Annotated in this window: 23 protein-coding genes and 3 tRNA genes; 20 read left to right on the top strand and 6 right to left on the bottom strand. The window is 32.4% G+C overall.

Going from position 1 to position 21,492, the window contains the following annotated elements:
• The first annotated feature begins 21 nt into the window (after positions 1 to 21).
• The 10 genes from JM658_RS16470 to JM658_RS16425 all read left to right on the top strand — a co-directional run bounded on the left by JM658_RS16470 (position 22) and on the right by JM658_RS16425 (position 6,913).
• Positions 22 to 732, top strand: coding sequence for a hypothetical protein (locus JM658_RS16470; protein ID WP_236960885.1), 711 nt, complete (start codon positions 22 to 24; stop codon positions 730 to 732).
• 247 nt (positions 733 to 979) lie between these two features.
• A complete protein-coding gene (locus JM658_RS16465; RefSeq protein WP_236960883.1) occupies positions 980 to 1,438 on the top strand; it encodes a hypothetical protein in 459 nt (152 codons plus the stop codon).
• A 178-nt stretch (positions 1,439 to 1,616) separates the two neighbouring features.
• A complete protein-coding gene (locus JM658_RS16460; RefSeq protein WP_236960881.1) occupies positions 1,617 to 2,030 on the top strand; it encodes a thioredoxin family protein in 414 nt (137 codons plus the stop codon).
• 350 nt (positions 2,031 to 2,380) lie between these two features.
• Positions 2,381 to 2,929 (top strand): hypothetical protein, encoded by a 549-nt coding sequence (locus tag JM658_RS16455; RefSeq protein ID WP_236960874.1) that lies wholly within the window; start codon positions 2,381 to 2,383, stop codon positions 2,927 to 2,929.
• Between the two features lie 230 nt (positions 2,930 to 3,159).
• Complete coding sequence (locus JM658_RS16450; RefSeq protein ID WP_236960872.1) at positions 3,160 to 3,396, top strand: bacteriocin immunity protein; 237 nt, start codon at positions 3,160 to 3,162, stop codon at positions 3,394 to 3,396.
• Entirely contained in the window at positions 3,397 to 3,768 is a 372-nt protein-coding gene (locus JM658_RS16445) for a hypothetical protein (RefSeq protein ID WP_236960870.1), read from the top strand.
• A gap of 169 nt (positions 3,769 to 3,937) precedes the next feature.
• Positions 3,938 to 4,333 (top strand): hypothetical protein, encoded by a 396-nt coding sequence (locus tag JM658_RS16440; RefSeq protein ID WP_236960868.1) that lies wholly within the window; start codon positions 3,938 to 3,940, stop codon positions 4,331 to 4,333.
• An 848-nt stretch (positions 4,334 to 5,181) separates the two neighbouring features.
• Complete coding sequence (locus tag JM658_RS16435) at positions 5,182 to 5,658, top strand: SRPBCC family protein (RefSeq protein ID WP_236960866.1); 477 nt, start codon at positions 5,182 to 5,184, stop codon at positions 5,656 to 5,658.
• A 93-nt stretch (positions 5,659 to 5,751) separates the two neighbouring features.
• Complete coding sequence (locus JM658_RS16430; protein WP_236960864.1) at positions 5,752 to 6,357, top strand: type ISP restriction/modification enzyme; 606 nt, start codon at positions 5,752 to 5,754, stop codon at positions 6,355 to 6,357.
• Between the two features lie 76 nt (positions 6,358 to 6,433).
• On the top strand, positions 6,434 to 6,913 hold the full coding sequence (locus JM658_RS16425) for a hypothetical protein (protein WP_236960862.1): 480 nt from the start codon (positions 6,434 to 6,436) through the stop codon (positions 6,911 to 6,913).
• Positions 6,914 to 7,002: 89 nt separating this feature from the next.
• On the opposite strand, the gene JM658_RS16420 is transcribed toward JM658_RS16425, so the two are convergent.
• Positions 7,003 to 7,548, bottom strand: coding sequence for a pyridoxamine 5'-phosphate oxidase family protein (locus JM658_RS16420; protein ID WP_236960860.1), 546 nt, complete (start codon positions 7,546 to 7,548; stop codon positions 7,003 to 7,005).
• A gap of 77 nt (positions 7,549 to 7,625) precedes the next feature.
• On the opposite strand from JM658_RS16420, the gene JM658_RS16415 reads away from it, so the two are divergent.
• Positions 7,626 to 8,999 carry a pyridoxal phosphate-dependent decarboxylase family protein gene (locus tag JM658_RS16415; protein WP_236960851.1) on the top strand — a complete coding sequence of 458 codons (1,374 nt, stop codon included), beginning with the start codon at positions 7,626 to 7,628 and terminating at the stop codon, positions 8,997 to 8,999.
• 69 nt (positions 9,000 to 9,068) lie between these two features.
• Here JM658_RS16415 and JM658_RS16410 read toward each other — a convergent pair whose 3' ends face one another.
• Entirely contained in the window at positions 9,069 to 10,265 is a 1,197-nt protein-coding gene (locus tag JM658_RS16410; protein ID WP_236960849.1) for an LETM1-related biofilm-associated protein, read from the bottom strand.
• Positions 10,266 to 10,542: 277 nt separating this feature from the next.
• Here JM658_RS16410 and JM658_RS16405 point away from each other — a divergent pair, with 277 nt between their 5' ends.
• A complete protein-coding gene (locus JM658_RS16405) occupies positions 10,543 to 11,634 on the top strand; it encodes an SGNH/GDSL hydrolase family protein (RefSeq protein WP_236960847.1) in 1,092 nt (363 codons plus the stop codon).
• 35 nt (positions 11,635 to 11,669) lie between these two features.
• Positions 11,670 to 12,668 carry an L-glyceraldehyde 3-phosphate reductase gene (mgrA, locus tag JM658_RS16400; RefSeq protein ID WP_236960844.1) on the top strand — a complete coding sequence of 333 codons (999 nt, stop codon included), beginning with the start codon at positions 11,670 to 11,672 and terminating at the stop codon, positions 12,666 to 12,668.
• Between the two features lie 74 nt (positions 12,669 to 12,742).
• Here the strand turns inward: mgrA and JM658_RS16395 are convergent, their stop codons facing one another.
• From JM658_RS16395 to JM658_RS16385, 3 genes are all read right to left on the bottom strand, one after another.
• Positions 12,743 to 14,110, bottom strand: a complete 1,368-nt coding sequence (locus JM658_RS16395; RefSeq protein ID WP_236960842.1) for a Gfo/Idh/MocA family protein — start codon at positions 14,108 to 14,110, stop codon at positions 12,743 to 12,745.
• Positions 14,111 to 14,219: 109 nt separating this feature from the next.
• Positions 14,220 to 14,969 (bottom strand): C40 family peptidase, encoded by a 750-nt coding sequence (locus JM658_RS16390; protein WP_236960840.1) that lies wholly within the window; start codon positions 14,967 to 14,969, stop codon positions 14,220 to 14,222.
• A gap of 24 nt (positions 14,970 to 14,993) precedes the next feature.
• A complete protein-coding gene (locus JM658_RS16385) occupies positions 14,994 to 16,169 on the bottom strand; it encodes an acetyl-CoA C-acyltransferase (protein ID WP_236960838.1) in 1,176 nt (391 codons plus the stop codon).
• 121 nt (positions 16,170 to 16,290) lie between these two features.
• On the opposite strand from JM658_RS16385, the gene JM658_RS16380 reads away from it, so the two are divergent.
• The 5 genes from JM658_RS16380 (at position 16,291) to JM658_RS16360 (ending at position 19,407) form a co-directional block, all read left to right on the top strand.
• The gene (locus tag JM658_RS16380) at positions 16,291 to 18,339 is read left to right on the top strand and encodes an HD family phosphohydrolase (protein WP_236960836.1); all 2,049 of its coding nucleotides are present in this window, start codon (positions 16,291 to 16,293) and stop codon (positions 18,337 to 18,339) included.
• Between the two features lie 136 nt (positions 18,340 to 18,475).
• Positions 18,476 to 18,559 (top strand) — tRNA-Ser (locus tag JM658_RS16375).
• A 53-nt stretch (positions 18,560 to 18,612) separates the two neighbouring features.
• A tRNA-Pro gene (locus tag JM658_RS16370) sits at positions 18,613 to 18,687 on the top strand.
• 15 nt (positions 18,688 to 18,702) lie between these two features.
• Positions 18,703 to 18,776: transfer RNA gene (locus JM658_RS16365), tRNA-Arg, on the top strand.
• A gap of 172 nt (positions 18,777 to 18,948) precedes the next feature.
• The gene (locus JM658_RS16360; protein ID WP_236960834.1) at positions 18,949 to 19,407 is read left to right on the top strand and encodes a COG2426 family protein; all 459 of its coding nucleotides are present in this window, start codon (positions 18,949 to 18,951) and stop codon (positions 19,405 to 19,407) included.
• 4 nt (positions 19,408 to 19,411) lie between these two features.
• Here the strand turns inward: JM658_RS16360 and JM658_RS16355 are convergent, their stop codons facing one another.
• On the bottom strand, positions 19,412 to 20,386 hold the full coding sequence (locus JM658_RS16355) for a helix-turn-helix transcriptional regulator (RefSeq protein WP_236960832.1): 975 nt from the start codon (positions 20,384 to 20,386) through the stop codon (positions 19,412 to 19,414).
• A 145-nt stretch (positions 20,387 to 20,531) separates the two neighbouring features.
• Between JM658_RS16355 and JM658_RS16350 the strand changes: the two genes are divergently transcribed.
• Both JM658_RS16350 and JM658_RS16345 read left to right on the top strand, forming a co-directional pair.
• On the top strand, positions 20,532 to 21,143 hold the full coding sequence (locus JM658_RS16350) for a hypothetical protein (RefSeq protein ID WP_236960830.1): 612 nt from the start codon (positions 20,532 to 20,534) through the stop codon (positions 21,141 to 21,143).
• A 149-nt stretch (positions 21,144 to 21,292) separates the two neighbouring features.
• On the top strand, positions 21,293 to 21,492 hold a 200-nt coding region (locus JM658_RS16345), incomplete at its 3' end, for an NAD(P)-binding protein (protein WP_236960828.1).

Here is a 21,492-nt window from a genome sequence, read left to right as displayed (position 1 = left end):
ACAAAACATTAAAAACAACCAATGGGAATATTTGACTTTTTCAAAAAAAACAAAAAAACAGAACACAAAACAAACAATAATCTGAAAGATTCTGAGACAGCCAAATTAGTGGATAGTGAAGTGGAAACTAAAACAGAAAACAAACTGAATACAGAAAAAGTTACTCCTAAAAATCATATTGAATTGTTCCCTGATATTGAATCTATTTTTAAAGAAAACCTTGATAAAAATGCAGAAGTATTTTTCCCTGTTTGCTCAATTGATTTAGGAGTAATAAACAAAGAGTGGAAAAATGAAAAAATACATTTAATACAATTTCACGAAGACCCTTACAATACAGAAACTGCTAAATATTTTAATGATTATTGTAAAGATAATATGATTTCATTTTCCTTAGAAAATGGTAAATATAAATTCAATACAGATTTTGGATATTTTGATTTAACAGATGACTGGAAAGAATATTATGAAGAAACGAAAATTTCGTATAATAAATCTAAAACTGAATTTAAGGAAAATGGAAAGTCCTTTAATTTAGAAAACCTGATAATTGGAGGCGAGCCAGAATGGTGGCAATCTGATGAAACACCATTAGACCCTGACGGAAATCCTATGACTTTTATAACTGAATTAGAAACTTATGGATTCTGCCCTGACTCGTGTGATAAAAAGATATTTATGTTTTACAGTCATAAGCATAAATTAGTAGTTGAACTATATCAAATAACATAAAAAACGTTTTGTAACAATGGCTATAGTTAATACGGGGTTTGAAGCTTAACCGAAAGTTCAAGGCTTTTTAATGAAGTCCGCCAGATTTTTTAATTTGGCTTATTGAAAAAAAAGGTAATAAGAAAATTAAAAAATTCGGCTCGTGCTTAACCGAATAGTTATCGCTAATTTGCACGCTACGAGACATATACAAAACCGTTGTGCTTCATTAATCGAGACGTAGTCAAAATGGAATTAATATAGAAAAATGGAATTTGAATTAATAGTACGGGGAAATGAATATGGAATTCAATTGAATGTTACTAAATTTCCTTTATTCTGTCCCTCTTGTAGAAATTATTTGACTAAAATTTACGAACATAATGGTTCACGATATGGTCAAGTTGGATCTATAAAATGTGATTGCGGAGAAACTTTAAGTTTAACTGACAGTGATAATGTCATAGAATATATAAATATTCACGTGAGAAAACTAAAAGAGGTTTTGGATTTTAAAAAGTTATTTCAAATGGAGGAGAAACATTTTGAAAAGTTAAAAACTGACTTTGGATATAATATTTACGAAAAGCATTTGAATGAAAAAATTGAATTAAACAGTTTGATTTTAAATATTGAAAATCATCTTGGAGAAAAAATATTATTAATGGAAACTGAATTCCCAGCAACAATCGGAATTAAAAAATGGATTGGATTAATGAAAAAATAACTGCCTAACAAAAACCTAAGGTAAAAAGCAGGCCCTTTCTTCAAAAATATTAAACACTATTATATTGGGTTTACAGATTCAATTAATTGATTTCTTATTTAGGAAGTATTTGCTTAATTAGTTACTCAAGCACACCACTAACTATAACCAAAAATTGAATATTATGAAAAATAATTTAATGATTTTACTTCTGTTAGTATCCTTCTATGGATTTTCTCAAGAGTCAGTTGAAAAAATTGATTGGATTGACAATATTAATAACGGAATTGAAATTGGGATGAAACAAAACAAAGAAGTATTAATTTATTTTGGAATGGAAAAATGTGTCCCATGCCGAATGATTGATAAATATGCTTTCACTCAATCGGAGTTTATTGATTATTCAAAAAAATATGTGATGGTAAAAGTCTATGATGATTTAGATAAATCAAATACTGAGAATCAAGAATATGTAAAGACTACGAGAACGGAATATGGAATTGAGTCGGTTCCAACCATTGTTTTATTAAAGGATGATGGAACTAAATCTAGCTTTTTTGCTTATGTAAAAAGTCCAAATGAATTAATAGAACAGATAGAATCTCAATATTAAAAAGCGATTGCCAATTTAATATGTATGAGGATAATAGCTTGGTTTCATACTTAATCTAAGGTAATTGTAAGTTTACTACCACTGAATTTATTTCAGGAAACCCTCGTATATAAGTCCCCATTATTTATATAAAACAATATACAATTTCATACCCATAATTTTGCAAATCTGCGAATACTCAAATTTGTAAAACACACTTTATGTGTCCTTTCTATTCTCTTTTTCCTCATATTATGGATTCCCGTAAGTAATTTATTTTTTGAAAGTGTATATTTATAAATAACAAACGTAATTGCGTTTGTTTGATAGTTATCTCTCATTTGAAAAAAACATTCAACATATTATTAATTTTGGTTTCATTCGGAGTTTTAGGCTTTGTTGGAATAACCATTTTCGGAATTTCCATAATGGGAACTAAAACAGATGCCGAATATTTCGAAAAGCAAAACAATGTCATTACCAAATCAACACACAACCGAATTTTATACTCGTACGGACTTGACACTCTAAATTGGGAAAAATATGTGTTAAAAAGAAAAATTGAGCTAATTCTAAATAAAACTGAACGTGATTCAACAATAACTTATCGATTTGTAGACCCAAAAGATACCCTTGATGATTATATTTCAGCACAATATGTAAAGCACGAAAAGTCACTTTATATTGTAGGAGATAAGCATCATATAATTGAACCTAAAAAGTATTTTAATAAAAACCTTTCGGAATTTCCTTTTGACCTTTATGATTTGGTAGAATCCTACGATGATGCGAATGGAGCTTTTCTATTCAATACTGATTACGGTATTTTGAATTCAGAAGTTTGGTCAGCAGGAAGACAGATTTTTTATATGCCAAATGAATCAACTGTCGATATTGAAATAGAGCTGTTGCGGAAATAGTAATGCAGAAAAAAACGAGAGATAACAATGTATATAAAAAATAGCGCAAGTCATTGCTAACACTATGGTTTGGGCATTTTTGGAAAGTCGCCAAATTTTTAAATTTGACAAATTCCAAAATATAAAATAATTAGTAAAATTTAAAAATTCGGCTTGTGTTTCATCCGAAAAGTTATCGCTTATTTTCAGCGCTACTTTACATATACGGAGCCGTTGTAGAGCATTGCTAAATGAATCGTGAAGAATTAATTGAACTAGGAAACAAAATAATAACTGGATGCGGAACTGAAAAAGAACATTTAGAATTATGTAAACTATTTGATGCAAATGTAATTCACCCTAACGGGTCTAATCTATTCTATTATCCCGAGAACTTTAATGCAAGAAGAGATAAGGACTTAAGATACAACCCAACAGTTGAAGAAGTTGTTGAGAAATGCCTTTCATATAAACCTATAATACTCTAGATGGAAAATAAATGGATATTCTACCCATGGCTCCCTAACTCAGATTTAGATCATTTAATACATCCAGATGATTTAAACTTAATAAAAGCTAATGGCATAGGTGTAGTAAAATGTTTATCGGAGAAAGAAAACTTTTTATTTATAGAGGTTGACAATACAATTATAAGAGTTAAAAAAGATGGAATTTTAAAAGTTCTTCCTTCCCCATCATATTTAAAAAAAGACAAAGTCCTGATAGATTATAATCAAGAGATTGGGTGCATTATTGATTTTATATGGCATCACAAAGATGAAAAGTATTATTACTTCATTGAAATTAACGGTAAAAAAATGAAAAAAAGACTAGATTATAATGATTTAAAGAAAGTATAACGCTCTACAACACTATATATACATCATGCGAAGTTAGTGGTTTAAGTCTGAGGACAGGAATATCTGTAATAACGCAATACAAACAGTACTCGTGCTTAGCTTGAAATTCCTTGTATTTCCGCTCGCACGAATGCATATATTTAACGTTGGCGTGCATTTAAAACAGAGCATGAAGAAAATAGAAAATGAAGTTTATAGATTGAAAGAAGGTTATAACCCTTTTATTTATGAAAGTGAAACTGGTCTTACATATTGTTTCCCTGTTTCATCAGGTCATGTGGATATGAGTTTTGAGTTCGATATTTCAGAAAAAGATTTAGAAATATTAAAGTCAAGTAACTATAGATTTAAGGCACTATATTTCATACTTTTCTATGAAGCTCAATCTACTTTTGGAACAGGTCATTCAAACCCACGAAGATATACAGCTGAAGAGTTTAAAAATTCCAAAAATAAAGTTTTATATCAATCAGAAAACTTGTTAAATGATTATATTCAGGGATTTACAAAAAAAAGGAACTTATCAGAGAATTACTTCGAATCATTCTCAAATAGTGTTTTTTAAAAAATGATAAACAATTGAAAATCTAAAAAATGTTAAAAGTAGTTCAAAAAAATAAAGCAAAATAAATGGAATTATAACAACGATATCAGAAAAAAAATTACGGAAATAAAAGCATACTGCACAACAAAGAACTGAGGTAAAAAGCCAACCCTTTCTTCAAAAATACTAGACACTATTATATTGGGCTTACAGATTCAATTAATTGATTTTGTAAGCTTTTTTGTTCTATTCATTATAATTATTTGAGCAATACAGAAACGTACATTTCATTATATGGTTTGCCTGATTTCGCATTAGTAAAACATTGTTTAAGTAACTTATTGGTTACAGGAATAATACATAAGTTTCCCCTGATTTTGGCAATTTTTAGCGTAAACAATGATGCTTTTAGGTTATTTAATGTTCTATTTGAGTCTTTTAATGATATTTTGTAGTGTTTTAATAGAGTTTTTAGGTCAAAAATAGATGTGTTTAAGCTTGATGCCTAAAACTTTAAGCCCGAGGGCTAAAGATTTAACCTCTTTGCTTAAAATTTTAAGTGTGGAGCCTAAAGTTTTTGATGTTTCACTTAAAACTTTAAGTCTTTTAATCATAATCTTCATTAAAAGACCTAAACGGGACACCTTTGGACCTAAATGGGTTTTTAAATATCTAATTATTAACTATTTTGTGATATGATAATTTTTATTAATTAAGCTCCATTATTGAAGATGAGAAAAAATGTAAAATTAGTCTTTATTATAATAGCTATTTTATTTGTTGCTGAAGTGGCTTATTACTTTATAAAAGGTTCCTTTTTTCCATTCACTTAAGATTAGAAACTATTTAGTATGTAGCAGAAAATAATTATGCCAATAATAAAATTGATTACAGAAATTAAAGCAGATAAAGAAGTTGTATTTGACCTTTCTAGGAGCATAGATTTACATAAAATATCTACTGAACATACTAATGAAACTGCAATTGCAGGTATAACAAGCGGTTTAATCGGTTTGAATGAGAGCGTAACATGGAGAGCTAAGCATTTTGGGGTTTATCAAAATCTAACATCTAAAATTACAGAGTTCGACCGTCCTAATTATTTTGTAGATGAAATGGTTAATGGCGCATTCAAAGAGTTTAAACATGAGCACTATTTCGAAACTATAGAGGGAGTAACTCTTATGACAGATATTTTTTGTTATAGCTCACCTCTAGGTTATTTAGGTAAATTAGCAGATGTATTGTTTTTAAAAAGGTATATGACTGCGCTACTTGAAACTAGAAATAGTATTGTTAAAGAGTTTGCGGAGTCAGATAAATGGAAGCCGTTAGTAACTTTGTAATTTATTTTATAGAATATAATTGTCTGTAAAAGAGGCTTTATTAATGTTTTTATATTAACTATATTTACAAGAAAGCCAACTACCATAAATTCAATGCGGAGTCCTAAGCGAGATATTGTAAATGAGATTTCTTCAGTAATAAGTCTACCCTTTATTTTCGAGCAAGAAACAGAAACTAACGTTTGCTATGCTAATAGCAGTGAACTTAGAGATGATTATAAAACTAGTTTCACTCTTTTTGATGTTTTAGATTATATGTACGCCGTTTTACATGCTCCTTTGCAGAGAGAAAGTAATAAAGAGCTTATAAACATAAATTCTAATGGGCTGTTGCTTCCAAAAGACACCAATACTTTTTGGGAATCAGTAAAAACAGGAAGAGCGTTACGAGTATCTTTTATTTTAGAATACATTGAAAAAGAGAAATCGGTAGCTACATATCCTAAAGAGGGAGATAATATAATCACCACAGAGATTACGGATGTAGATTGGGAATTATATGATATGAAAAATCAGTTAGGGAGAATATGGATTAATAAGCAACAGTATTTCGATAGAATTCCAAGTCTTGTTTGGGAGTTTAGTATTGGCGATTATAAACCTGCTCAAAATTGGCTTCAAAACCGAAAGCAAAAAGAATTGAAGTTAAAAGACATATTACAATACCAGCGGATGATTGTTACCATTTCTAAAATATAAAAATGAATTATAGGGGCTTGTAGTTTTAATATAAGTCGCTAACACTTCGCTACACGAAACATTAAAAATAATACAAATGGAAAAATTTACTTTAGCACGAATCATACATGTGGTAGCAGTTGTTTTATGGATTGGTGGGGTGGCAATGGTTACGACTGTTATTATTCCTGCTATAAAAAAGCTTAAATCTAAAGAAGATCAGATTAAAACATTTGAGCAGATAGAAGGGAAATTCGCTACACAAGCAAAAATAACAACCTTAATAACGGGAATCTCCGGATTTTATATGCTTTATGTGCTCGATGCTTGGGATAGATATTTGGATTATCGATTCTGGTGGATCCACGCTATGACACTTGTTTGGATTATATTTACGCTAGTTCTATACGTATTGGAACCACTCGTTTTGCATAAATTATTTAAAGAATATGCTGAAAAGAATCCTGCAAAAACATTCTCAATTATGCATAAAGCACATTGGTTTTTGCTACTATTAAGTTTAATAACAATTGTAGGAGCTGTAGCTGGGAGTCATGGATGGTTTTTTATAAACTAGAAGGATTTTTAGTGGAAAAGGAGTGAGTTTAATATTGACTTAGTTGTTTACCAAAACCGAAAACTTAATACCCATAAGGATTACCCAAACTACGGAACTATAAAACTCCCTTCCCAAGTATTTTCTTCTTTAGAAAAAAGAGCTCTTATATGTTTTTCCTTTTTGAGTTCTAGATACTCAATTTTAGAAGGGATAATGTGTACGATTGCAAAATGATTAGAAGTGTCTAAATATTCAATCATTTCTGGATCTTTAATCTTTGCTCCAGGCTCTTGGGTGGTTAAATAATCTTTTTTTGAACCGATTCTAATTTGTTTCCATATTTCTTCTATAGTCTTTTCATCTTGCTCTAAATAAGCTTTCCCATCAACTTTAAGCTGAAGCATTTTATTATGATCAAAAAATAATAAACACACATTGTTATTTTCTTTAATATGAGTTACTTTTTTTGAACGTTTGTCAGTAAATATTTTTAGGGTAAGATCCTCTTTAACTTCGCGGAGTACAACGGTTCGTAATCGAGGGCTTTTATTAATTCCGATAGTAGCCATTGTAAAATATCGGAACGGATGCTTGGCGTCTTTCGCAGCATTTATTAATGCTTCTTTTGCGTTTTTAAATAATTGGTTGGTCACAATCTTGCTTTTTATAAAGATAGCAAATTCTCGTGAAAACAGAACAAAAGCTTACCTTTGCAAAAAAGTGATTTTGTATGCATAATATAGATATGGATTCTGTGGAGATGACTTTAGATGTCATGAAGTACGCGTTAAACAGAATAACTATGGTTTCTCCAGAGTTAGGAAAGCCAAAAAAAGAAGAAGAATTAAAAGCTTTAGTAGGAGAAACAGTAACCGAAAAGGGGATTGGAGGAGAGAAAGCATTTCAATTATTTAAAGATGTGCTTATAAAAGCAACAGTTCCTATAGACCACCCAAGACATTTAGCATTTGTACCAGCATCGCCAACACGAGCTTCCATAATGTTCGATTTGGTGACTTCAGCATCAAGTATTCATGGTGCCTATTGGATGGAAGGTGCAGGTGGTATTTTCTGTGAAAATGAAGCTATGAAATGGCTGGTTTCTTTAACAGGATTACCAAAAGGAGCCTTTGGAGTTTTTACTAGTGGAGGAACTGCAGCAAATCTTTCTGCAATTGTTACGGCAAGAGAATATTGGCGTAAAGATGAAAGTAATGTAGGGGAGAAGGGCTTGATGATAACCTCTATTGGAGCACATTCTTCGGTAAAATCGATGGCAAAAGTTATTGATGCTGAAGTAATGCTTATTGAAACAGAGGATAGCATGACCAAGCAAGATTTGCAGTCTAAATTAGAAGAGCTTACTCCACATCAACGCAAGCGTTTGTTTGCCGTTGTAGGAACAGGAGGGACTACAAATGCTGGAATTATAGATGATTTAGATGGAATTGCGGAAGTATGTGAGAAAGAAAAGCTTTGGTTCCATGTGGATGCAGCTTATGGGGGAGGAGCTTTAGCGGCCGATTCTGTAAGACATCTATTTAAAGGAATTGAGCGTGCAGATAGTATTACGATCGATCCTCATAAATGGTTGTTTTCGCCTTACGATTGTGGTGCCATTATTTATAAGAATCCAGAGTTAGCAAAAGAAGCTCATGCACAGGAAGGTTCCTATCTCGATATTTTTAAAGATGAAGGAGCACAAGGGTTTAATCCATCAGATTATCAGATCCAGCTAACAAGAAGAGTGCGAGGTTTACCTTTATGGTTTTCTTTGGCAATGCATGGAACAGATAAATATAAATGGGCAGTAGAAGAAGGACTTAGCTTAGCAAAACTAGCAGGGAAATTAATTACGGAGAATGAAAATGTAGAATTGGTAAGAGAGCCAAGCTTATCTTGTGTATTATTCCGAAGAAAAGGTTGGACTCCAGACGATTATCGTAATTGGACCTATAAGAACCATAAAGAGGGGTTTGCATTAGTAACACCTACAAAATGGAGAGACGGGGATACTTTTGAGACAGTAGCTCGTTTTTGCTTTATCAATCCAGATACTACAGAAGCAGATATAACTGCTATTTTAGATTCTATGCATCTATAAGATTTCGATATATTAATTCTAATTCCGTTCTATGGCTATTATAAGTTTATAGAACGGAATTTTTATTTGTTATTCGTCTTCAACTCTATTATCATCAAAAGCAGAAGGGAGTAATTTTGGAATTAATTTTATAAAAATAGGCAAAAGAATAGCGCCTCCTGGAAGTGCAAAAATGGCTAATGAGGGAATTGATTTAAAAATATCTAATAGCTGAACTTTTATTTTTTTACGTTCTTCTTCCGTAAGATCAGTAGCAGTAGATTTCCCCAGTAAATATAGGAGCTCTTTACTTTCAACAAGTTCTTTTTTTAATCGCTTACTATTTCTTGTAATGAGTCTTTTTACAAGGTTATGAGAGTTATCAAAAAACTGCTTTACAGGATTTGCATTCTTAAATAATGAAACTTGATCTTTATATTTTTCAAAGAAAATGCTCACATGTTGAATGGCTTCCGTTACATAATGCTCCTCGAGTTTTAGATCTTCTCCTGTTCCAAATATAAACTCAGATTCTTTATAATCCATAGAATGATCTTCCCAAGCAGCAAGGCATACCATATCTAGAAAGTATCTCTTTTCATTGATCGGAAAATCTTTTTTAAGCAACGATCTGTAAGAACCATCAAATTTACTTTCTTCAATAGTATTATACATTATGGAAGCTTTTAAAAGCTTAATAAGTTGCTTGTCATTTTCTGTTTTCTCTTCTTTTATATTGATGGCGTGGTAGGAAAGATTAATTAATATCTGTTCCATTTGTTGCGCATGAAACCTTATATCTTTGGCTCCATTTAAGAACTTTTCATAAATAAGAACATCTACATAAAGAAGGGAATTGGTAAGTACTTTTTGAAAGTTTTTGGTTAAGATATTATCTAGTAAATAAACACGATCGTGAATGATTTTTTCTAGCCTCGCTGTATTATTATTTCCTATAAATAGATTACTGAAAAAAGACATTTTCTCAGCCTCTAATAGTTCATAAAAAGTAGTTAGATTTTTAATAAAATCTTTGAAGCTTGTGTCAGAGCTATTATAAATAAAATAGGTGTTGTGTAAGGCTGCAAATAGATTGACTTTTGCCATCTCATCTTCAGAAAGGTCGTTGTTGACCTTTAAAAATGGAGGTGTGGAAACGTTTGCTCCATATATAAATCCTAATTTTCGCAGTTCATTATATAGCGAAGTAGTATCAGAACATAATAGTTCTTTGTTTTTTGTAACGGAAGCAAACTTATCTATCCAACCTTGGGCAGAGGGGTTCATATAATTATAAATTTCTGGTGCTAAAATACAACAGATAAACTGAAAATATGAAACTATATTATATGAAGAGTTTCTTTTGAATGGAAATATAAAACCGCAAGGCTAATAATTCCGTAAATAAGTGAAATGAATTTTTGGTTATTCCCACTTCGTGGGTTAGGTTTTTTGTTAGATGTGAAAAGCGTGATTATTATTAATTGCGCTTTTCCTTTTATTGAATATATTTATGTAATAGTTTTATGAACTATAACTTACAATTTTAAAAAACAACTAACCTATGCCTAACCTACACTTTTTAACTGCTTTGATACTATTTATTGTTATCGGTATTAAAGCACAAGAACTTAAGCCTTACTCAGATTTTAGCAATGAAGACATTTTTAAAATAGAAGGAAGAACAAAATTACTACCAAATGCCGTGGAGCTTATAGGTTCCGCTTCTTCTGTATCTTTTATAGCTTCAGGAAAATCTGTAGTTATCAATTGTAAATCTGCTACCGATGCTTATGGATTTATTGAAGTTAGCTTAAATGGGAATTATATAGATCGTTATAAGATATCCGCAGCAGGGGAAACGGAAATCGAAATTGATTTAAAGGAAGATTCCTCAAACCATGTTCAGATTTTTAAAGCTACAGAGACCCCTAATGGAGGGTTGTTATTAACTACAATTAATGCTGAAAAGTTACTTACCTATAACGATACTTCTTCATTAGAGATGGAGTTTATAGGTGATTCTATTACTTGCGGATATGGTGCAGCTACGGAAGAGATTCCATGCGGGAGCGGAGCAGAGTGGTACGATCAACACACTGCTTATTATGCTTATGGTTCCAGAATTGCGCGCGCTTTGAACGCTAATTATACATTGAGTAGCTTCTCTGGAATGGGAATGTATAGAAATTGGAATGATGAAGATCAATTTGTGATGCCAGATGTTTACCAAACGATAAATTTAGACGGTAATAAAAAGGATTTATGGAAACCTAAAAAGCAACCAGCAATTGTTAGTATTTGTTTAGGAACAAACGATCTTTCAACAGGAGATGGAACCAAAAAGAGATTGCCTTTCAGCAAAGAAAAATTTACGAAGAACTATATTAATTTTGTAAAGCTTGTTTATAAACGATATCCTAAAGCAAAAGTCGTTTTATTAAATAGCCCAATGGTTTCTGGAGAAAAAAACGATATCTTAGTATCTTGCCTTCAGGAAGTGAAAAATAGCTTCGAGGAAACCCATGATATTGTTATTTTTCAGTTTAAAGACATAAACCCTAAAGGCTGTGGTTCTCATCCAAATATTGAGGATCATGAGAAAATGGCAAGTCAAATGATTCCGAAGTATAAGAAATTACTGATTAGAAAATAACAATCGAATCGTACAACCTATAAAAGAAATAAAGTATGAAAAAATATAAACCAGCAGCAGATAGATACGAGAAAATGCAATACCGCAGATGTGGTAAAAGTGGAATAGACCTTCCTTTATTATCATTAGGGTTGTGGCATAATTTTGGCGATAATGACGACTTTGATAATGCTGCTAAAATTCTCCGTACCGCTTTTGATAATGGAATTACTCATTTTGATTTAGCCAACAACTACGGGCCTCCATATGGATCTGCAGAAAAGAACTTCGGAAAGATATTTAAACGTGATTTTAAGAAGCTTAGAGATGAGCTTATAATATCTACAAAAGCAGGTTGGGATATGTGGCCTGGTCCTTATGGGAATTTTGGCTCTAGGAAATATTTAATTTCGAGTTTAGACCAATCGCTTAAGCGAATGAAATTAGATTATGTAGATATTTTTTATCACCACCGCCCAGATCCTAATACGCCATTGGAAGAGACGATGGGAGCTTTAGATCAGATTGTAAGGCAAGGAAAAGCTCTTTATGTGGGAATCTCTCAATACAATGCAGAGGACACCAAAAAGGCAGCTAAGATTTTAAAAGCACAGGGAACACCTTTTTTAATACATCAACCGAGATATAATATGATGGATCGTTGGGTGGAAGATGGACTTCTAGATGCACTAACAGAAACAGGAATTGGGAGTATTGTTTTCTCTCCTCTAGAACAAGGAATACTTACTAATAAATATTTAGGAGGGATTCCAAAAGATTCTCGTGCAGCGACAGAAGGTAGTTATTTGGATGCATCAAGGATCAATGAAGCTTTAGTTGCCAAGATTAAGAGCTTAAATGAGATTGCTGAAAAACGTGACCAAAGTTTAGCACAAATGGCTATTGCATGGCTTTTAAAAGATGAAAGAGTTACTTCTGTTTTAATAGGTGTTAGTAAAGTCTCTCAGTTAAAAGATAATATAGAAGCCTTAAATAACTTGAAGTTTACAAAGGCAGAATTATCCAAAATAGATAAGATTATTTTAGATAAGTAGAGCGTTTTTAATTCTAGCTTATCGGGTACATACAATTATATGATTATAGTATAGGTATTTATATTGGAAACACTTTAGATAAAATCTTTAGGATGTGGGTGTTTCCAATCTTGCCTATAGTTTCTAGCTAAATATTGATTAGCTTCATCATCATTTACAAAAGAATATGAATTAGGATCATATTGAAGCGGTTTCCCAAGTTCCATTGATATATTTGCAATAATGCAACTTGCAGAAGAAATATGTCCTTCTTGAATGCTAGCAATAGGTTTAGAGCCTTGATCAATGGCGCTCAAAAAATCTAACATATGTCCTCTAGTAGCAGGAGCTGTGTGTAGTTCGATATCTTTTTCTGTAAGGTCTTCTGGGAATTTTTCTCGCTCGTAAACCACATCTTTTTTAATATGATTTTTACCATCAGTAGAAATAAACTCATATTTTTTCACACTTGCTTTCAAAACTCCTTTTTCGCCATGAATAAATAATGCCCAAGGATATTCTGGATCGGTTGGTGTTCCCCATGTACGATGATTCCATACGCAGTTAAAATCATTATATTCAAAAATCGCAGTTTGGGAGTCGCTAGTATTAGCGTAACCTCCTTTGTCGATATAAATCCCGCCTTTAGACTGAACACTTTTAGGCCAACCTAAACCTAACATCCAGCGTACAGCATCAAACATATGGACACACATATCTCCAATAACTCCGTTACTGTATTCCATTCGTGCTCGCCACCATTGCCTATGTGGTAAACCTGTATAGTCGAGTTTTGGCGCAGGCCCACACCACATATCATAATCAAAAAAGTCTGGAATAGGTTTCTGGTTTCTAGTTCCATTACTGCGCATATGGTAATAACAGCACATATCTACATGGCCAATTTTTCCTAAAAGTCCCGTATCTATAACATTCTTCTTCGCATCAATTAAATGAGGAGTACTCCTTCTTTGCAGTCCTACTTGAATAACTTTGTTATATTTTTCAGCAGCTTTTATCATTGCTTCGCCTTCCATAACATCGACTCCAGTTGGTTTTTGTACATATACATTACATCCAGCTTTGAGCGCTTCTATAGTGTTTAATGCATGCCAATGGTCTGGAGTTCCAATTAAAACAATATCCATTTCTTCAGAAGAAAGCATAGTTCTATAATCGGTAAATAGGTGAGGCGGTTTTGACTGTTTATTTCGTTGTGTAATTAGCTTAGAAGCTTCGTTAAGCATTTTTTTGTCTACATCGCATAGTGCTACTACTTCTACTGATGTTACCTGTATTAAACGCAGTAAATCACTTTTACCATACCAGCCTGTACCTATTAGGCCTACTTTAATTTTTTGGGAAGGAAACATTAAATGGTGTCCGTACGCACCATAAGCTGTGAATAATGAGGCGGCGGTGGCAGACTTTATAAACTGCCTTCGGTTAATGTAAAAAGACATCAGTTGGTTGGTTTTGACCAGTAATTTACAAAATCTGATGATATATGGGAAAGCTAGAGGCTAAAAAAATATAGATAGTTAAAAATAGTGCAACCTAATAAGATAAAGGTTACACTATTTTTTTTATAACTCTTAATTTATGCGTGTGTGTTTTAGAATCTACATTAAAAATCCCCGTATGATCTAACCGATCAATACGTACTTTTCCGTGAGCGTGAATGATGTAGTTATCTTTCATTATAATCCCAACATGAATAATTTCTCCTTCGTCATTATCAAAAAAAGCAAGATCTCCAGGCTCACTCTCTTCAATAAAACTTAATGCTTCCCCTTGTTTAGATTGCTGGGAAGCATCACGAGATAATTTATATCCATTTAGTTTATAAACCATTTGTGCAAGCCCAGAGCCATCAATTCCAAATGGGGTTTTTCCTCCCCATAAATATGGAGCATTGAGATATAAAAAGGCAGTTTCAATAATGTTTTCTTTTGGGAAAATACCTTGTTTACTTTCACCGTCAAAATTTGCAGCTAAGTAAGAAACAGTATTAATATTGCAGCCTAAAGGAATTGGAATTAGATTATTCTGCTGATCATAAACAAACTCTACTAAATCTGCAGATAGCAATGGCGACTCCTTATCGATTTTATCATATAAGGAATCATCAATCAGCTGGTATTGTATGTTTTCAATCCATCCTTCATATTTGTCAAAAGCTAATCGAATCTTACTCCAATGTTTTCTACGTTCCAACACCTTAAAATGGTCCCCATAAAGCACCTGAGAACTTAATTCTCCAGCATTTTGGGGTTCATTACGTAAAGGAACAATACTTAGATGACAAATACCGTATTGCATTTAGATGATGTTAATTGTTTAAGGTTAATTTCTTTCGATTACAATTGCAGAAGCACCACCACCACCATTACAAATTGCAGCAGCTCCTCTTTTTGCATTATTTTGATCTAGCACATTTAATAATGTAATTAAAATACGTACCCCAGAACAGCCAAGTGGATGTCCTAAAGAAACAGCACCTCCGTTTACGTTTACAATTTTATCTGATAACCCTAAAATCTTCATATTTGCTAATCCCACAACAGAGAAAGCCTCGTTAAATTCGAAGAAATCTACATCTCCAAGTTCTAAATTAGCTTTTGCCAATGCTTTCGGTAATGCTTTTGCAGGAGCTGTAGTGAACCATTTAGGCTCTTGAGCAGCATCAGCATAACTTACGATAGTGGCAAGTGGTTTTAAACCTAATTCTTTCGCTTTTTCTTCGCTCATTAATACAACAGCACCAGCGCCATCATTAATTGTAGAAGCATTTGCAGCAGTTACAGTACCATCTTTACTGAAAGCAGCTCTAAGCGAAGGAATTTTATCGAGTTTTACATTTTTGTATTCTTCATCTTCCTTAACGATAACGGCATCTCCACGGCGTTGAGGAACTTCCACAGGAACTACTTCATTATCAAATTTACCAGATTCCCATGCCTTAGCCGATCTTTGGTAAGATTGTACAGCAAATGCATCTTGATCTTCTCTAGAAAATTTATATTCAGTAGCACATGCATCTGCACATACCCCCATTGCATTTTCATCATAAGCATCAACTAAACCATCTTTTTGAAGTCCGTCTTCCATCTTTCCAGGGCCAAATTTAACACCATTACGCATGTGTACATAATGTGGAATCTGACTCATATTCTCCATTCCTCCAGCAACAACAATAGAAGCATCTCCAAGAGCAATTGCTTGCGCACCTTGCATAACAGCTTTCATACCACTAGCACATACTTTATTGATGGTGGTACAAGGAACCGTATTAGGAACCCCTGCGTAAATGGCAGCTTGTCTAGCAGGAGCTTGACCCTCGCCAGCTTGCACTACATTCCCCATTAAAACCTCTTCTACTAAAGAAGGATCTAATTTTATCTTATCTAAGGCTCCTTTTATTGCTACTGCACCCAATTTAGGAGCGGCAACTGTAGAAAGAGCGCCTAAAAAGCTTCCAATTGGTGTTCTAGCAGCAGAAACTATTACAACTTTTTTCATGATACTCGTTTTGTTGTTGCGAATTTAGTTAATTTAAAAAGATAATCACAAGAAGTTCGTTTTTAATAAATGGTAATAAGGAGACTATTTTTTGTTACATTTGAATATCAATACCTAATGGATGAAGCATTTTCTAGACAATCTTTATAAAAACCAGTCATTAATTTACAAGGTTTTTCTTTTTATAATAACCATATTTCTTATAGTTTATTTATTTCCTAAAGGAGGGAAATTTAAATATGACTTTCAGAAAGGGAAGTTGTGGCAATACGAGACTTTATATGCTCCTTTTGATTTTGCAATCTATAAAACAGATGATGAGATTAAGAATGATAAAGCAGCAGTAAAAGCCAATCACTCTGATTATTTTAAATATGAAGGAGCTATTCGTGATGCAGTTTTAAATGGTTACGATCAGAAGTTCTCTTCCTATTTTTCAGAAGAAGAAATAGATAAAAGAGAGTTAGAGCAATTACGTTCTTACGGTAAAGAATTACTTACCAATATTTATACAAAGGGAGTTGTTCAAAATGATGCAGATTATAGTGGTGATAAGGTTGTAAACGTTGTAAAAGGCAACGAAGAGAAAACCGTATTATACGGAAGTTTTGTTAGGTTGAGTCAATTAGATAAAATTATAGATGCGTATCTGACAGAGAAAGATATTGTAGCGTATAAAGACCTTTATAACAGTATTTATTTTGATATAATTCAGCCAAATGTGTTTTTTGATGAGGTTTTAACGGAAAAAACATTAGAAAGTGAAATCGCCAAGGTAACAACAACACGTGGTAATATTGATAAAGGGAAAAGGATTGTTGCTAAAGGGGAAGTTGTAGAAGGGGAGAAGTATAATATTTTAAATTCCCTCCGAAGAGAATATCAATCCAAATTATGGAATGAAAATAATTATAACTGGATTGTTTTTGGGTATACAATTCTAGTAGGGCTTACACTACTGATGCTTTTACTGTTCCTACAGAAATATAGACAAGAAGTTTTTGAGAATAATAATAAAGTAACTTTTATTTTCTTTAATATTCTGGTGGTTATATTTTTAACGACTACCGTAGTTAAGTTTAATGTGCAATACGTGTATGTTGTCCCTCTGTGTATTATGCCATTAATTTTAAAGGCCTTTTTTGATCCCCGTTTAGGGTTGTTTACACATGTACTTACGGTGTTATTATTAGGGTTTATAGTGCCAAATAGTTTTGAATATGTATTCTTACAAGTTATAGCTGGGATTGTTACCATACAGACTATTTCTGAGCTTCATAAACGTGCGAACTTATTTATTTCGGTAGCACAGATAACATTGGTATATATAATAGCCTATTTTGCCTTTTACATTATTCATGAAGGTAATTTTGATAATATCCATTGGGTTAACTTCGGATTGTTTATTTTAAATGGTTTAGCAACATTGGCTGCTTTTCCTTTAATTTATATTTACGAAAAGTTATTTTCTTTAGTTTCTGATGTTTCTTTATTAGAGCTTTCAGATACAAATTCTAAATTATTAAAAGAGCTCTCAGATAAAGCCCCAGGAACATTTCATCATTCGCTACAAGTAGCTAATTTAGCGGAGGCTGCTGCTAATGAGATTGGCGCTAATTCTATGTTGGTTAGGGTAGGAGCTTTATATCATGATATTGGTAAAATGAACAATCCAGCATATTTTACAGAAAATCAAACTACAAGTGTAAATCCGCACAATGAGCTTTCTCCAGTAGAAAGTGCGAAGATTATAATAAACCATGTTATAGAAGGAATAGAATTAGCTAAGAAGCATAATTTACCAGATCGTGTAATTGATTTTATAAGAACACATCACGGAACATCGGTAGTATATTATTTTTATCGTATGGCTCATGATATGGATGAAAGTGTAAATAAAGATGATTTTCAATACCCAGGGCCAATACCGTATTCTAAGGAAACGGCTATTTTAATGATGTCAGATTCTGTGGAAGCAGCGTCAAAAAGTTTAAAGAATCCTACTTTTTCTATTATAAATGATTTTGTTGATAAAATTATTAACAAGCAAATTGAGGACAAACAGTTTCTAAATGCCAATATTACTTTCAAAGAAATTGAACAGATAAAAAAGGTATTAAAGCAAAAATTGACCAATATTTATCACTTGAGAATAGAATATCCTGAATAGTATTTTATTGGTTGTTAGGGAAGTATTATTTTTTTATAAAAATAATGCACAAAATAGTTGCATTGTTCTAGGTGAACTACTACATTTGCATCCGCAATTTAAGGGTTGCACGTTCATAAAAATATTAAAGAATTTAGGAGAGGTGCCAGAGTGGTAATGGAGCAGATTGCTAATCTGTCAACGCGTAAGTGTTGCCAGGGTTCGAATCCCTGTCTCTCCGCTTTTTTTTATAATAATTTTGACATATATTTGTCGAAGTTATAGATAACCAATCGGGGTGTAGCGTAGCCCGGTTATCGCGCCGCGTTTGGGACGCGGAGGTCGCAGGTTCGAATCCTGCCACCCCGACAATTATAGAGTTACGGGCTCGTAGCTCAGCTGGATAGAGCACCTCCCTTCTAAGGAGGCGGTCATAGGTTCGAATCCTATCGGGCTCACAAGAAGCTTCACTATTAACTTAGTGGAGCTTTTTGCTTTTAAGACTAAATTGAAGATTTAATTGGTGTGCTTTTCTAAAGAATGATTGTAAGTTTCTTTACATTTATACGTTCAAAATAAAAGAAATAAATTGTTTATTTGAAGGCTGTAAAATTTAAATAAAAAAGAAGAGTGATTACAGATATAATAATTGCTATGTTGTGGAGTATATCGCCCTTTGGTGAAGCCAAAGTTGGTATACCTTATGCTATCTTTAAAGATGCCAACATGTATGTGACCTTTATTTGTTGCTTTTTAGCCAATGTTCTCGTATTTCCAATTATGACTTTCTTTCTTGATTATTTAAACAAGCATTTGTTGCGTTGGAACTTTTATAAAAGAAGTGCTATTAAAGTGGCACGAAGAGTTAAAACTGGTGCAGGAAGTGGTATTTCTAAATACGGCTTTTATGGGATTCTAATCTTTGTAATGCTTCCAATACCTGGCTCTGGAGTATATGCAGGCTCAATTGCTGCTTATTTATTTAGAATGCCATATAAAACAGCCTTCTTAGCTAACACAATTGGTATTTTCTTTTCCTGTGTTTTAGTTCTAGGGATGACATTAGCAGCTTATCATGGTATAAATTAGCAGCTTATTTTTTAAGCTTGCTAGGAACATATCCAAACTTTTTCTTAAAAGCTGTAGAGAAATGTTGTGGGTTTTTGTACCCTATGATTTCTGATACTTGGCTAATTGATAAATTATTATTTAACAGTAATTGCTTGGCTTTATTCATCCTTAAATTACTGATACAGCTAAATACAGTTTCTCCAAATATTACTTTAAACCCCTTTTTTAAAGTGAATTCATTAGTTCCAACAGCCTTTGCTAGTTTCTGTATGGTTATTGGTTTCTTATAGTTTTTTAACAAGTATTCCTTTGCATTATTAATTTTTACAATCTCATTTTCAGAAAGTGTGGAGCTTGCTTCTGAAGTTTTATATTGATCTAATTGCAAGAGCAATAACTCAAGCACTTTAGAGTGTATAAATAGCTTACGATAAGGGCCTTCTAGAGAAGAGGTTTTTAGTTCTTCAATGATAAGCTTCATTTTAGGACTTATTGTATTATTTACGTTTTTAATGCATCCAGTTAGACTTTCACTAATGATAGATTTAAAGTCATTGAATGTCGATTCAGAAGGAATTAAGTCTTCAAAAAAAGATGCATTTAATTGAATCAGAACAAATGTAGAATAGGTATCTTTAAATGTGATCTCTGTGTAGTTATTTTTACAGTGAAGAACGGTATGAGTGTTTTTTTGAAAGTCATGAACTTGTGTAGATCCATTGTACTTCATTGATGCGCTACCATCAACAGAGAATATCATCTCAATTATTTTATCATAATAATTGCAAGTAAGGGATGCATTTTTATTAGTAGATAGTTCTCCATACCCTATTTTGAATTCATTATAAATAGCCTCTTTGTACCATCCCTTAATATCCTCTTCATCAAAGACAGTGTTTGCTTCAATGGTGCTATAGTTATCTACTTTTATTGTTGTTTTCCCGAAATTAAACTCTGTAGCCTTGTTGGTGTTCTTGTTAATTTTAAGTTTCTCCATTATTTCTTATCACGTAGGTTTTATTCCCTATAGCGTAGGTTTAAGCTAGATTCAAATAGTTATTTTTGAAATTCAAAAGTACTTATTTAAACTTAATCTAAATAAGCATAATGGATTTTTTTATTAATTAATAATGGTTTGGGGGATGAATAAATTAGAAAACCGGCGTGATAGTGTGGATGAATTTTATGTAAATGTTTCTAGCTCAGTAGGAATGCAATTGAATAATATCACTTATGATAAATTCATTGAATTAATAGTTAAGTCATTAGAATTAAGACCTAAAGTAAGAGTCTTGGATCTTTATTTTGGAATCAATCCTTTAACATCTTTTATTTTAGAAGATGCTAGTGTTAGCTATTTTGCACTAGATTCCTCCATTAATTTTGTAAATAAAGCTGCTGTTGTTTATAAGGAATACATATCTAAAAGGAAGGCTATTTTTAGTTGCTTCGAGAATAATGACATTCCATACGTCAATCAGTTCTTTCATAGAATATTGAGCATTAATCCAAGGATAGATAGGAGTCAGTTAACAGATTATATAAACGAAGTGTTTTATAAAGTTTGTAATGGCGGTAGGATGATCTTGGTGTTTTCAATACAAAGCTATGAGGATGTTCTGTCTTTGTTGGACGCTATAAACCTTTCTTTGTTTAAAGTGGAGGATTTTATGGTTTTTGAATTGTCTATGTGTTACCAATCTGAATTAGAAAAAGATAAATCAGTATTGTTTAAATTGAATAAACTTCAGTAGCACTTTTATTTATAGCTTCTCGGTTTTCCTCCGTTTTGCGTACATATAGTTCCGTATCACGTAGGTTTGATTAGCTTCTTATAAAATACATTTGCATTATTTATAATAAGTCTTAATAAGTTTTACTTGTTAAGCATTAGAATTTTTATATGGTTAAAACAGATATACTAATAATAGGAGCAGGACCAACGGGATTATTTACGGTTTTTGAAGCAGGTTTATTAAAGCTGAAGTGTCATTTAATTGATGCTTTGCCACAGCCAGGAGGACAGTGTTCAGAGATCTATCCTAAAAAACCTATTTACGATATCCCAGGTTTTCCAGAAGTATTGGCTGGCGATCTTGTAAA

Origin of the sequence: Joostella atrarenae (assembly GCF_021764745.1) — a bacterium.
Lineage (GTDB): Bacteria > Bacteroidota > Bacteroidia > Flavobacteriales > Flavobacteriaceae > Galbibacter > Galbibacter atrarenae.
The sequence above is the reverse complement of the archived record's forward strand: the minus strand, read 5'-3'. Positions and strand labels throughout refer to the sequence as shown.